General features: G+C 64.8%; 9 protein-coding genes and 1 pseudogene. 5 read left to right on the forward strand and 5 right to left on the reverse strand.

All coding sequences use genetic code 11. The features are described from left to right. Nucleotides 1-59 precede the first annotated feature (59 nt). From Q0030_RS17970 to Q0030_RS17990, 5 genes and pseudogenes are all read right to left on the reverse strand, one after another. The gene (locus Q0030_RS17970; protein WP_298369654.1) at nt 60-1,055 is read right to left on the reverse strand and encodes an ABC transporter ATP-binding protein; all 996 of its coding nucleotides are present in this window, start codon (nt 1,053-1,055) and stop codon (nt 60-62) included. After that, nucleotides 1,052-2,035, reverse strand: coding sequence for an ABC transporter ATP-binding protein (locus Q0030_RS17975; protein ID WP_298369656.1), 984 nt, complete (start codon nt 2,033-2,035; stop codon nt 1,052-1,054). The genes Q0030_RS17970 and Q0030_RS17975 overlap by 4 nt, the downstream gene beginning before the upstream one ends. Then, nucleotides 2,032-2,993: pseudogene (locus Q0030_RS17980) on the reverse strand (ABC transporter permease). Before Q0030_RS17980 ends, Q0030_RS17975 begins: the two are co-directional and overlap by 4 nt. A gap of 11 nt (nt 2,994-3,004) precedes the next feature. Further along, on the reverse strand, nt 3,005-3,985 hold the full coding sequence (locus Q0030_RS17985; protein WP_298369658.1) for an ABC transporter permease: 981 nt from the start codon (nt 3,983-3,985) through the stop codon (nt 3,005-3,007). A gap of 105 nt (nt 3,986-4,090) precedes the next feature. Continuing rightward, nucleotides 4,091-5,689, reverse strand: a complete 1,599-nt coding sequence (locus Q0030_RS17990; RefSeq protein WP_298369660.1) for an ABC transporter substrate-binding protein — start codon at nt 5,687-5,689, stop codon at nt 4,091-4,093. Nucleotides 5,690-6,088: 399 nt separating this feature from the next. On the opposite strand from Q0030_RS17990, the gene Q0030_RS17995 reads away from it, so the two are divergent. The 5 genes from Q0030_RS17995 to Q0030_RS18015 all read left to right on the forward strand — a co-directional run bounded on the left by Q0030_RS17995 (nt 6,089) and on the right by Q0030_RS18015 (nt 13,153). After that, the gene (locus tag Q0030_RS17995; RefSeq protein WP_050404552.1) at nt 6,089-6,343 is read left to right on the forward strand and encodes a DUF6489 family protein; all 255 of its coding nucleotides are present in this window, start codon (nt 6,089-6,091) and stop codon (nt 6,341-6,343) included. A gap of 65 nt (nt 6,344-6,408) precedes the next feature. Beyond that, the gene (locus Q0030_RS18000; RefSeq protein WP_298370116.1) at nt 6,409-7,143 is read left to right on the forward strand and encodes an alpha/beta fold hydrolase; all 735 of its coding nucleotides are present in this window, start codon (nt 6,409-6,411) and stop codon (nt 7,141-7,143) included. Between the two features lie 58 nt (nt 7,144-7,201). Further along, on the forward strand, nt 7,202-8,752 hold the full coding sequence (locus Q0030_RS18005; protein WP_298369665.1) for a wax ester/triacylglycerol synthase family O-acyltransferase: 1,551 nt from the start codon (nt 7,202-7,204) through the stop codon (nt 8,750-8,752). An 11-nt stretch (nt 8,753-8,763) separates the two neighbouring features. Then, nucleotides 8,764-9,759 (forward strand): alpha/beta hydrolase, encoded by a 996-nt coding sequence (locus tag Q0030_RS18010; RefSeq protein WP_298369667.1) that lies wholly within the window; start codon nt 8,764-8,766, stop codon nt 9,757-9,759. Nucleotides 9,760-9,919: 160 nt separating this feature from the next. Then, nucleotides 9,920-13,153 carry a cytochrome P450 gene (locus Q0030_RS18015; protein ID WP_298369669.1) on the forward strand — a complete coding sequence of 1,078 codons (3,234 nt, stop codon included), beginning with the start codon at nt 9,920-9,922 and terminating at the stop codon, nt 13,151-13,153. Nucleotides 13,154-13,203: the final 50 nt, after the last annotated feature.

The following is a 13,203-nucleotide window of genomic DNA, read 5'->3' on the forward strand; positions in this document are numbered from 1 at the left end:
ATCACAGGCCGGCTGGCATGCCAACCGCTTGGTGGACATGGCCGCTCTCATCCGCGTGATCATGCCGGAACGGCGGCGGCAGGGCTGTTGACGGCGTGGCAGGCGACGCCGTCGATCAGTTCCGGCGCCTTCTCGCGGCAGAGATCGAAGGCGAGGGGACAGCGCGGGTTGAACGCGCAGCCGCGCGGCGGATCGATCGGGTTGGGAATTTCGCCCTTGACCGGGATGCGCTGGCGGCCGGACATCGCAAGGTCCGGAACCGCGCCGAGCAGCATCTTGGTGTAGGGCATCCGCGGATTCTCGAACAGCTTCCGGCCCTCGGCGATCTCGACGATGCGGCCGAGATACATCACGCCGATCCGGCTCGCCATGTGGCGGACAACCGCGAGATTGTGGCCGATGAAGAGATAGGTCAGGCCGAACTTGTCCTGCAGATCGCGCATCAGATTGAGGATCTGCGCCTGGACCGAGACGTCGAGCGCCGAGGTCGGCTCGTCGCAGACGATGAACTCGGCTTCGGACGCCAGTGCGCGGGCGATCGCGATGCGCTGGCGCTGCCCGCCGGAAAATTCGTGCGGGAACTTTTGGCCGTCGTCGGGGTGCAGGCCGACCAGCGAGAGCAATTCACCGACCCGGGCCTTGATGTCGCGTTCGCCCTGGATCAGGTCGAAGGCGCGGATCGGCTCGGCCACGATGGCAGCGACCCGGTAGCGCGGATTGAGGCTGGCATAGGGGTCCTGGAAAATCATCTGGATGCGCCGGCGTAGCCGGCGGCGCGCCTGGCCCTGCCGCGGATCGGTCATCGAGACGCCGTCGATGACGACTTCGCCCGAACTCGGCGGCAGCAGGCCCACGACCATGCGCGCAACCGTGGTCTTGCCGGAGCCGGATTCGCCGACCAGCGCAAACGTCTCGCCGCGCTTGATGTCGAAGCTGACGCCGTCGACGGCTTTCAGGTATTCGAGATGGCCGCCCTCGATCACGCGATTGAGCCACGGTTTCGAGACGTCGAAGACGCGGCGCAGGTTCCTGACCTCGATCAATGTCCCGCTCATGCCGCCGTCTCCTTCGCCGGCTCGAACAGATGGCAGGCGACGGATTGGCTGCCCTGCCGGATCGGCTCGGGGCGTTCGACGCGGCAGCGATCGAAGACAAATGCGCAGCGCGGATTGAACGGGCAGCCTTGCGGGATCGCCGACAGCCGCGGCATCGAGCCCGGGATCTGCACCAGGCGCTTGTCCTCGCCGGCGAGCGTCGGGATGGCGCCCATCAACCCCCTGGCGTAGGGATGCAGCGGATTGCGTACCACTTCCTGCACCGGGCCGATCTCGGCGATGCGGCCGGAATACATCACCGCGACGCGGTCGCAGGTCTCGGCGATCACGCCCATGTCATGGGTCACCAGCATCACGGCGGTGCCGTGGTCGCGGCCGAGCCGCTTGATCAGCGCGATGATCTGCGCCTGCACCGAGACGTCGAGCGCGGTGGTCGGCTCGTCGGCGATGATCAGCTCGGGCTCGGCGCAGATCGCAAGCGCAATGACGACGCGCTGGCGCATGCCGCCGGAGAATTCATGCGGGTAGCCGTCGATGCGCTTCTCCGGCGCGGGGATGCCGACCTCGGCCAGAAGATCGATGGCGCGCCGGCGCGCGGCGCTTTCGCTCAGATTGGTGTGGGTACGAATGGTCTCGATGATCTGGTCGCCGATCCGGTAGAGCGGATTGAGGCTGGTCAGCGGATCCTGGAAGATCATGCCGATCCGCTTGCCCCTGACGCGGCGGATTTCTTCGGGCGGAAGATGGTCGATCCGGGTGCCCGACAGCTCGATCTCACCGCCACAGATGCGGCCGGGCGGATCAATCAGCCCGATTACTGCGAGGCCGGTGACCGATTTGCCGGCGCCGGACTCGCCGACCACGCCGAGCACCTCGCCCTTGGCGATGTCGAACGACACGCCGTTGATGGCGCGCAACGTCGCGCGGCGGGTGACGAATTCCACCTCGAGATTACGCACGGAAAGAACAGGCTGGGTCATCGGAGCTTTGGGTTGAGCGCGTCGCGCAGCCAGTCGCCGAGCAGGTTGATGGAGAGGATCAGGCCGGCAAGGGCAATGCCCGGGAAGGCGACGATCCACCATTCGCCGGCGAACAGATAGTTGTTGCCGATCCGGATCAGGGTGCCCAGCGAGGGCATGGTGTCGGGCATGCCGGCGCCGAGGAACGACAGCGTCGCCTCGGTAATGATCGCGAGCGCGAGGTTGATGGTGGCGATGACGAGGATCGGGCCCATCGTGTTCGGCAGCACGTGCCGCAGCATGATCGTCGGTGCCGGCAGGCCGATCAACTGCGCCGCCGCCACATAATCCTTGTTCTTCTCGACCATCACCGAGCCGCGCACGGTGCGGGCATATTGCACCCAGAAACTGAGGCCGATCGCGATGATCAGCACGCCGAGCGTGCTCATCTCGTCGAGCCGGTTGCCGAGCAGTGATTTGGCGACGCCGTTGACCAGGAGCGCGATCAGGATCGCCGGGAAGGTGAGCTGGACGTCGGCGATCCGCATGATCACGCTGTCGACCACGCCGCCGAAATAACCGGCAACCAGCCCGAGGGCGATCCCGAGCGCGCCGGCGAACACCACGCCGGCAACGCCGACCGCAAGCGAGATGCGCAGGCCGTAGAGGATCGCCGAGAGCACGTCGCGGCCCTGCTCGTCGGTGCCGAGCAGGAACGGGCTCTGGCCGTCGGCGGTCCACAGCGGCGCGATCCGCGAGTTGATCAGCTGCAGCTGCGCCGGATCGAACGGGTTCTGCACCGCAAGCCATGACGCAGAATCGCCAGCGCAAAGAACAACAGCGTGATCACGGCAGCGACCATCGTCAGCCTGGAACGGCGGAACGAATAGAGGATGTCGCTGTCGAGCGCGCGCCTGAACCAGCCGGCCGGTGCCTGCGGGTGATTGTCGGAGCGATGGGGGACGACGGCGTCGGACATCGGTCAGCCCCTCACGCCGCGCGGCCGACGGTCGACCGCAAGCGCGGATCGACCACGGTGTAGAGGATGTCGACCACGAGATTGATGGTGACGAAGATCAGCGAGACCATCAACAGATACGCGGCCATGATCGGGATATCGACGTTTTGCACGGCCTGCACGAACAGAAGTCCCATGCCCGGCCATTGGAACACGGTTTCGGTGATGATCGAGAAGGCAATAACCGAGCCAAACTGCAGGCCGGCGACGGTGATCACCGGAACCAGGGTGTTCTTCAGCGCATGGCCGAAATGGATCGCGCGCGTGGTCAGCCCGCGGGCGCGGGCGAAGCGGATATAGTCGGTCCGCAACACCTCCAGCATTTCGGCGCGCACCAGCCGCATGATCAGGGTCATCTGGAACAGTCCGAGCGTGATCGCCGGCATGATCAGCGCCTTCAGGCCGGAGACGGTGAGCAGCCCGGTGCTCCACCAGCCGAGCTTGACCACCTCGCCGCGGCCGAAGGAGGGCAGCCAGCCCAAGGTCACCGCGAACAGATAGATCAGGAGGATGCCGATCAGGAAGGTCGGCAGCGAAATGCCGATCAGCGATACCGCCTGGAATAACTTGGCGAGCACGGTGTCGCGGCGCAGCGCCGAATAGACCCCCATCAGGATGCCGGCGATCATGGCGAACAGCGTGGCGCAGATCGCAAGCTCCAGCGTCGCCGGCAGCCGTTCCGCCAGCAGCGAAGAGACCGGCAGGCGGAACTGGTAGGACACGCCGAACTTGAACTGCAGCGCATTGATGAAGTAGCGGCCGAACTGCACCAGCACGGGATCGTCAAGGCCGAGCGACTGCCGGATTTCCGCGCGTTGCGCGGCCGAGGTGTCGATCGAGACGATCTGGTTGACCGGATCGCCGGCGAAGCGGAACATCGCGAACGCGATGATGCCCACGGCGAGCATCACGCCGATCGCCTGCAGGAAGCGGCGAAGAGTGAAAGCGAGCATCTCTACCTTTCACTGCTTTTGACATCCGGCGCGCGCGGCTTTGCGCGGCCGAAAACCGAGAGGTCCCGGAAGCCTGCGCTTCCGGGACCCAATTCGCTGCAACCACTATTCACCTTGCTTGGTCGCCCAGTAGAGCAGCACCTGGTTGTCCGCGCGCTGGGTCAGTTTGACCTTCTTCGACACGCCCCACACCAGCGGTTGCTGATGCAGCGGAATGTAGCCGTAATCCTTGATGACGATCTCGTAGGCTTGCTTGATCAACTGGTCGCGCTTGGCCGTGTCGCTCTCGACCAGGACCTTGTCGGTGAGCGCGTCGACTTCCTTGTTGCAATAGCCGCCGAGATTGGCCTCGCCCCGGGTCGAATCCTTCGGGTCGTCGCGGCAGCCGAGGATGTCGTGCAGCACGTTGTGCGAGTCGGAAGTCGCGGGCGTCCAGCCGAGCATGAAGAACGAGGTCTGGTAACCGCCGGGCTTTAGCACCTTGCCGAAATACTGCGCCTTCGGTTGCGCCAGCAGGTTCACCTTGACGCCGATGCGGGCCAGCATGCCGACCACGGCCTGGCAGATTGCGGCGTCGTTGACGTAGCGGTCGTTCGGGCAATCCATCGTGACTTCGAAGCCGTTCGGATAGCCGGCCTCGGCCAGCAGCTTCCTGGCGCCATCGGGATCGAGCTTCGGCCGGGTGAACTCCTTCGACAGCGGATAGAGCTCGGGCGCGATCATCAGGGTCGAGGGCGTCGACATGCCGCGCATGACGCGGGTCTTGATCAGGTCGACGTCGATCGTCTTGTAGAAGGCTTCGCGGACCTTGATGTCCTTGAACGGATTCTTGCCCTTGACGTTGGAATACAGCAGCTCGTCGCGCGCCATATCCATGCCGATGAAGATGGTGCGGATCTCCGGCGCGGTCATGACGGTGGCGACGCCGCTGGAATTGACGCGCTGGATGTCCTGCAGCGGAACCGGTTCGATGACATCGACCTCGCCCGAGAGCAGCGCGGCAACACGGGTGGCGTCGGAGCCGATCGGGGTAAAGATGATCTCCTTGAGATTATGCTCGGGCTTGCGCCAATAGCCCGGAAACGCCTTGAACACGGTCTTCACGCCGGGCTGATGGCTCTCGATCGTGAAGGGGCCGGTGCCGTTCTCGTGCAGCGCCGCGTAGCTCGGCGTGGTCGCGGAGGCCGGCGTCGGTGCAACCGAGTTGTTCTCCTCGCACCACTTCTTGTCCATGATGTACCAGCTATCCCATTGCGAGGTCAGGATGGGATTGGGCGAGTCCAGCGTCACGTCGACCGTGTAATCGTCGACCTTGGTGAATTTGGCGTCGGCCGGGACGTTGCTGAGGAAGTTGGAGCCCTTGGCGCGGACGCGATCGGCGGAGAACAGCACGTCGTCGGCGGTGAAGGGGTCGCCGTTGTGGAATTTCACGCCCTTTCGCAGATGGAAGCGCCATTTGGTCGGGCTCACGGTCTCCCAGCTTTCCGCCAGTGCCGGGATGATCTTGAGGTCCTTGTCGCGCGCGGTGAGGCCTTCGTAGACGTGCGCGTGGTGCGCGATCGTCGTGGTTTCCTTCAGGGTGTACGGATCCAGCGACTTCAGCTCGCCCTGATTGGCATATTTCAGCGTCTGGGCCGATGCCGGCAAGGCAAAGGCAACCAGCGCGACGGCAGTCGCCGCAAACAAACTCCAACGTACCGACATGTGATCCCGCGTCCCCGTTTTTGTCCGCCGGCTGCTTTGTCCGGCTGGTATTATTGATGCATGTTGCCAGAGTTTACCGGCCGCGCAAGCGCGATTTCCCAAAGGGTTAATCGGTTCGCGCGGGTGCAGCGCAATGAATGCGATATGAGAGTAGGGGCCTGGTGCGGGCGCGTGACATTCGACTTTCGGAGTGCCGCTTGCCGGTCGCCGGAATGATCGCCGCCGAGCCCGGCTGATGCCGGCCGCTCCAAACGGTTTGGAGCCGTCGTTCCAAACGGTTTGGTTGACCATAACGGATGATTGAGGCCGACTGTACATCGGGGCAGGTACGGCTCGCTTGCGTGACCGACCCCGTCCCGGCGATACTGAGGCGGGCCAGGCGCATTTGAGGAGGCGGATATGAAGGTCAACGTCGAGATAGATTGTACGCCCCTTGAAGCGCGGCAGTTCTTCGGCCTGCCGGACGTGGCACCGATGCAGAACGCGGTGATGGACAGGCTGCAGCAGCAGATGCTGTCGAACATCGAGAAGGTTTCGCCGGAAGCGTTGATGCAAAGCTGGTTCACCTTCGATCCCAAGCTCGCCGAGCGCTTCCAGGACATGTTCGTGACGATGGCCGGCCTCGGCGGCATGGGCAAGAAGGACAAGAAATAGTGGCGGCCGCGAAAGGGAGCGTTGATGCGACCGAACGCCGATTGCGCCCACCCAGCCTGTTTCTGATGCTGGCCGAAGCGCGGGGCGTGCTCGAGCTGAATTCGAGCCTGCTGCTGTCGCCGCTGCTGATGCAGGCGCCGAAGGGCGACGGCCATCCGGTGCTGGCGCTGCCCGGCTTCCTCGCCAGCGACCTGTCGATGGCGCCGATGCGGCGCTATCTGAAGGAGCTGGGCTATGACGCCTACGCCTGGAACATGGGCCGAAATTTCGGCGGGATCTCCAGCAGGCGGGCTGCGCTGCGCGACCTGCTGAAGCGGGTCCATGAGGCGTCGGGACGCAAGGTCTCGATCATCGGCTGGAGCCTCGGCGGCGTCTATGCGCGCGACCTGGCGTCGCAGATGCCGGAGCTGGTGCGCTCCATCATCACGCTGGGCAGCCCGTTCGCCGACGACATCCGCGCCACCAACGCGACCCGGCTGTACGAGCTGCTGTCCGGCGAGGGGGTGGACGATATCCCCGAGATTCGCGCGGCGATCGCCGGCGACATGCCGGTGCCGGCAACCTCGATCTATTCCCGCACCGACGGCATCGTGAACTGGCGGACCTCGCGGGTGCGGCCGTCGGCGACCGCCGAGAACATCGAGGTGCATTTCGCCAGCCATCTCGGCCTCGGCGTCAACCCCGCGGCGCTGTGGGCGATCGCGGACCGGCTGGCGCAGCCCGAAGGGGAGTTCCGGCATTTTGACCGCTCGGGCCCCTTTGCCATTGCCTATGGACCGGCAGAACAGGCACTATCCTAACCGAACGACGAGAAGCGCCGCCAAGGCGCCCGCGTGAATTTGCTCTCGGGAGGAGATCATGAGCGACGCCAAAAAGCTGTCCTCGCTGGACGCATCGTTTCTGTATCTGGAAACGCCGGAAATGCCGATGCATGTCGGCAGCATGGCGATCTTCCGGCTGCCCGACGGCTACAAGGGTGACTTCTTCGAGGAGTTCAAGGCGATGATCGCCTCGCGGCTGCACGTCGCGCCGATCCTCAAGGCGCGGCTGCAGAAGGCGCCGCTCGACATCGATCACCCGTCCTGGGTCGAGGACGATCAGTTCGACATCGACCGCCACATCTTCCGCGCCAGCCTGCCCGCACCGCACGATCGCGCCACGCTGGAGCGTATCGTCGGCTGGATGCATGCCAAGCTGTTGAACCGCGCCCGTCCGCTCTGGGAGTTCTACGTCTTCGAGGGCATGAAGGACAACGAGATCGGGCTCTATTCCAAGATGCACCACGCCTGCATCGACGGCGGCGCCGGCGCGGCGCTGACCAGCATGATCTACGACCTGACGCCGGTGCCGCGGCAGATCGATCCGCCGGGCGCCAAGAAGGTCGCGCAGGAGCCGCGTGACATCGCGGCCAATTTGATCGACGCCTATCAGCAGCTCTGGACCCAGCCGTTCGAAGCGGCGGCGGCCGCGCAAAAGAGCCTGGAGCTGCCGCGCTCCGGCAAGAGCGACCTCGGCTCGATCCTGTTCGACAATGCCATGTTCCAGATCGAGAGCGCGGTGAAGTTCGCCGGCTCGATGCCGACCGTGCTCAAGAGCCTGTCCGACGTCGTCGCCAAGGTCGCCGATCCGAGGTCGCGCGAGAGTCTGCAGGCGATGTCCTCGCCGCCGACCATCCTCAACAAGGCGATCTCGTCGGAGCGCAGCTTTGCCGGCACCTCGATCTCGCTGTCGCGCGCCAAGGCGCTGGCGAAAGCATCGGGCGGCAAGCTCAACGACGTCGTGCTGGCGCTCGCCTCGGGCGTGGTGCGGCGCTATCTGATCAGCCAGGGCGCGCTGCCGAACAAGTCGCTGACGGCCGGCGTGCCGATCTCGCTGCGCGAGGAAGGCAACGCCGAATCCAACAACCAGGTGTTCGGCATGATCTGCTCGATCGCGACCGACGTCGAGGATCCGAAGAAGCGGCTGGAAACCATCATCGCGCAGTCCACCAAGTCCAAGGAGATGTCGCATCCGCTGCGCGCCCTGGTGCCGCAGGTTTCCAACATCTCGCTGCTCGGTGCGCCGATCCTGGTGCAGATCATGGCGCTGCTCTACAGCCGATCTGATCTGTCCAATGTGCTGCCGCCGGCGACCAACATCACGGTGTCGAACGTGCCGGGCCCGCGGCAGACGCTGTACGCGGCCGGCGCGGAGCTGTTGCACATCTTCCCGGTCTCGATCTCGACCCACGGGATCGCGCTCAACATCACCGTGCAGAGCTATCGCGATCAGCTTGATTTCGGCTTCATCGTCGGCGCCAACATCATCCCCCATGTGCAGGTGATGTGCGGCATGCTGCCGCTCGAATTCGATGCACTCGAGGCGGCGTTCGCGCCCCCGCCTGCCGACATCAAAGGCGCGGCCGAATAGGAATCCTGTCAATGATCGATATGCCTCCGCTGCAGTTCGCCGAGACGAACGGCATTCGCATGGGGTTTTACGAAGCAGGCCCCAACACCGACACGCCGCCCGTGGTGCTGTGCCACGGCTGGCCTGAACTGGCGTTCTCCTGGCGCCACCAGATCAAGGCGCTGGGCGAGGCCGGCATCCGGGTGATTGCACCGGATCAGCGCGGCTATGGCGCGACCGACCGGCCGGAGCCGGTCGAGGCCTATGACATGGAGCACCTGACCGGCGACCTGGTAGGCCTGCTCGACCATCTCAAGATCGACCAGGCGATCTTCGTCGGTCACGACTGGGGCGGCTTTGTCGTCTGGCAGATGCCGCTCAGGCATCATCAGCGGGTCGCCGGCGTCGTCGGCGTCAACACGCCGCATTTGAACCGCGCGCCGATGGACCCGATCGCGCTGTTCCGCCAGCGCTTCGGCGACCAGATGTACATCGTCCAGTTCCAGGATCCGGCGCGTGAGCCCGATCGGATCTTCGGCAGCCGCGTGGAGCAGACCTTCGATGCCTTCATGCGCAAGCCGGCGGCCCGCCCGCCGGGCGCACCGGAGGAGCAGCCGATCGCCGGCGTCGGCGCCTCGGCGCGGCTCAACCTGGCGTTCCCACAGATGATTGCGAACTACGACGCCAAGCACGATCCGCGGACGCCGATCCTGTCGGCCGAGGAGAAGAAGGTGTTCGTCGACACCTTCACCAAAACCGGCTTCACCGGCGGCATCAACTGGTACCGCAACTTCACCCGCAACTGGGAACGCTCGGCGGGGCTCGACCATCACGTGCGCGTGCCGTCGCTGATGATCATGGCGGAAAACGATGCGGTGCTGCCGCCCTCGGCCGCCGACGGCATGGAGAGACTGGTGCCGGACCTCGAAAAGCATCTGGTCCGCGACAGCGGCCATTGGACGCAGCAGGAAAAGCCTGACGAAGTCAGCGCCAAGCTGATCGAATGGCGCAGAAAGCGGTTTGGGTGAGGACGAGAGACTAACGCCGTCATTGCGAGCGAAGCGAAGCAATCCATTGGTCCGCATGCGAGGACGGATGGATTGCTTCGTCGCTCCAGCGCAAAATTGCTTTGCAATTTTATCGCGAGCTCCTCGCAATGACGAATAGAGGACAGGGGGCAATCTCGACATGGCATCCGGCAACAGACTGAGTCCGATCCCGCATCCGCCGACGAAGCCGGTGGTCGGCAACATGCTGTCGCTGGATTCGAACGCGCCGGTGCAGCATCTGGTCAAGCTCTCCAAGGAGCTCGGGCCGATCTTCTGGCTCGACATGATGGGCGCGCCGATCGTGATCGTCTCCGGTCACGATCTGGTCGACGAGCTCTCCGACGAGAAGCGCTTCGACAAGGCGGTGCGCGGCTCGCTGCGCCGGGTGCGCGCGGTCGGCGGCGACGGGCTGTTCACCGCCGACACCAAGGAGCCGAACTGGAGCAAGGCGCACAACATCCTGATGCAGCCGTTCGGCAACCGCGCCATGCAGTCGTATCACCCGAGCATGGTCGATATCGCCGAGCAGCTGGTCAAGAAATGGGAGCGCCTCAACGCCGATGAGGAGATCGAGGTCGTCCACGACATGACGGCGCTGACCCTCGACACCATCGGGCTGTGCGGCTTCGACTACCGCTTCAATTCGTTCTACCGCCGCGATTACCACCCCTTCGTGGAATCGCTGGTGCGCTCACTCGAGACCATCATGATGACCCGCGGCCTGCCGCTCGAGGGTCTGTGGATGCAGAAGCGGCGCAAAACGCTGACCGACGACGTCGCCTTCATGAACAAGATGGTCGACGAGATCATCGCCGAGCGGCGCGGCAACACCGGCGTAACCGACGACAAGAAGGACATGCTGGCGGCGATGATGACCGGCGTCGACCGCGCCACCGGCGAGCAGCTCGACGACGTCAACATCCGCTACCAGATCAACACCTTCCTGATCGCCGGCCACGAGACCACCAGCGGCCTGCTGTCGTGCACGATCTATGCGCTGCTGAAGCATCCCGAGGTGTTGAAGAAGGCCTATGAGGAGGTCGATCGCGTCCTCGGTCCCGATGTTGATGCGAAGCCGACCTATCAGCAGGTAACGCAGCTCACCTACATCACCCAATGCCTGAAGGAGGCGCTGCGGCTGTGGCCGCCGGCGCCCGCCTATGGCATCGCGCCGCTCAACGATGAAATGATCGGCGGCAAGTACAAGCTGAAGAAGAACACTTTCATCACCATCTTGGTGATGGCGCTGCATCGCGATCCCTCGGTCTGGGGCCCGAACCCCGATGCGTTCGATCCGGAGAATTTCAGCCGCGAGGCGGAGGCCAAGCGCCCGATCAACGCCTGGAAGCCGTTCGGCAACGGCCAGCGCGCCTGCATCGGCCGCGGCTTTGCCATGCATGAGGCGGCGCTCGCGATCGGCATGATCCTGCAACGCTTCAAGCTGCTCGACGTGCATCGATACCAGATGCACCTGAAGGAGACGCTGACGGTCAAGCCTGACGGTTTCAGGATCAAGGTGCGGCCGCGCGACGACAGGGATCGCGGCGCGTTCGCCGGCAGCACGGGCGCGGTTGCGGCCGCGCCGAAGGCACCGCGCGCACCGACCACGCGCCCCGGTCACAACACGCCGATGCTGGTGCTCTACGGCTCCAACCTCGGCTCGGCCGAGGAACTGGCGACCCGGATGGCCGATCTGTCGGAGATCAATGGTTTCGCGGTGCGGCTCGGGCCGCTGGACGATTATGTCGGCAAGCTGCCGGAGGAGGGCGGCGTCCTGATCATCTGCGCCTCCTACAACGGCGCGGCGCCCGACAACGCGACGCAATTCGTCAAATGGCTCGAAGGCGACCTGCCGAAGGACGCTTTCGCCAAGGTGCGTTACGCGGTGTTCGGCTGCGGCAACAGCGATTGGGCGGCGACCTACCAGTCGGTGCCGCGCTTCATCGACGAGCAGCTGACCAAGCACGGCGCCCGCGCCGTCTATCCGCGCGGCGAGGGCGATGCGCGCAGCGATCTCGACGGCCAGTTCCAGAAATGGTTCCCGGAGGCCGCGAAGGTCGCGACCAAGGAATTCGGCATCGACTGGAATTTCACCCGCACCGCCGAGGACGAGCCGCTCTACGCGATCGAGCCGGTGGCGCAGGGCGCGGTCAACACCATCGTGACGCAGGGCGGCGCGGTGCCGATGAAGGTGCTCACCAACAACGAGCTGCAGAACAAGGAAGGTGCCCATCCGTCGGAGCGCTCGACCCGGCATATCGAGGTCGAGTTGCCGGCCAATCTCAGATATCGCGTCGGCGATCATCTCAGCGTGGTGCCGCGCAACGATCCGACCCTGGTCGATTCCGTCGCGCGCCGGTTCGGCTTCCTGCCGGCCGACCAGATCCGGCTGCAGGTCTCGGAAGGCCGCCGGGCGCAACTGCCGGTCGGCAACGCCGTGTCGGTCGGGCGGCTGCTCACCGAGTTCGTCGAGCTGCAGCAGGTCGCGACCCGTAAGCAGATCCAGATCATGGCCGAGCACACCCGGTGCCCGGTGACCAAGCCGAAGCTGATGGCCTATGTCGGCGACGACGAGGCCTCCGCCGGGCGCTACCGCACCGAGGTGCTCGCCAGGCGCAAATCGGTGTTCGATCTGCTCGAGGAATATCCGGCCTGCGAGCTGCCGTTCCATCTCTACCTCGAAATGCTGTCGCTGCTGGCGCCGCGCTATTACTCGATCTCGTCGTCCCCGGCGGGCGAAGCGCAGCGCTGCAGCGTGACCGTCGGCGTCGTGGAGGCGCCTGCGAGCTCGGGACGCGGCATTTATAAGGGGATCTGCTCGAACTATCTGGCGCGTCGCCGCGCCGGCGACACCGTTCACGCCACGATCAAGGAGACCAAGGCCGGCTTCCGCCTGCCTGACGACAACGCCGTGCCGATCATCATGATCGGGCCGGGCACCGGGCTCGCGCCGTTCCGCGGCTTCCTGCAGGAGCGCGCCGCGCGCAAGGCGCAGGGCGCAACGCTGGGCCCGGCGATGCTGTTCTTCGGCTGCCGTCATCCGGAGCAGGACTTCATCTATGCGGACGAGCTGAAGGCGTTCGCCGCCGATGGCGTCAGTGAACTCTACACCGCCTTCTCGCGTGCCGACGGGCCGAAGACCTATGTGCAGCACCTCCTCGCTGCGCAGAAGGATCGGATCTGGGACCTGATCGAGAAGGGTGCAATCGTCTATGTCTGCGGCGATGGCGGCAAGATGGAGCCCGACGTCAAGGCGACGTTGATGTCGATCTATCGCGAGCGCAGCGGAGCCGACACTGACGCCGCCGCGCGCTGGATCGAGGAGATGGGCACCAGGAACCGCTACGTCCTCGACGTCTGGGCCGGTGGTTAGCCTCGCGCCCTTGTAGCCTGAATGGAGCGAAGCGAAATCCGAGGTCAGTC

This window comes from uncultured Bradyrhizobium sp., assembly GCF_947648125.1.
Lineage (GTDB): Bacteria > Pseudomonadota > Alphaproteobacteria > Rhizobiales > Xanthobacteraceae > Bradyrhizobium.

Bases quoted from the DNA above. Each gene is read 5' to 3' on its own strand.
- Q0030_RS17970 (WP_298369654.1), bottom strand. From the start codon at position 1,055: ATGAGCGGGACATTGATCGAGGTCAGGAACCTGCGCCGCGTCTTCGAC.
- Q0030_RS17975 (WP_298369656.1), bottom strand. From the start codon at position 2,035: ATGACCCAGCCTGTTCTTTCCGTGCGTAATCTCGAGGTGGAATTCGTC.
- Q0030_RS17985 (WP_298369658.1), bottom strand. From the start codon at position 3,985: ATGCTCGCTTTCACTCTTCGCCGCTTCCTGCAGGCGATCGGCGTGATG.
- Q0030_RS17990 (WP_298369660.1), bottom strand. From the start codon at position 5,689: ATGTCGGTACGTTGGAGTTTGTTTGCGGCGACTGCCGTCGCGCTGGTT.
- Q0030_RS17995 (WP_050404552.1), top strand. From the start codon at position 6,089: ATGAAGGTCAACGTCGAGATAGATTGTACGCCCCTTGAAGCGCGGCAG.
- Q0030_RS18000 (WP_298370116.1), top strand. From the start codon at position 6,409: ATGCTGGCCGAAGCGCGGGGCGTGCTCGAGCTGAATTCGAGCCTGCTG.
- Q0030_RS18005 (WP_298369665.1), top strand. From the start codon at position 7,202: ATGAGCGACGCCAAAAAGCTGTCCTCGCTGGACGCATCGTTTCTGTAT.
- Q0030_RS18010 (WP_298369667.1), top strand. From the start codon at position 8,764: ATGATCGATATGCCTCCGCTGCAGTTCGCCGAGACGAACGGCATTCGC.
- Q0030_RS18015 (WP_298369669.1), top strand. From the start codon at position 9,920: ATGGCATCCGGCAACAGACTGAGTCCGATCCCGCATCCGCCGACGAAG.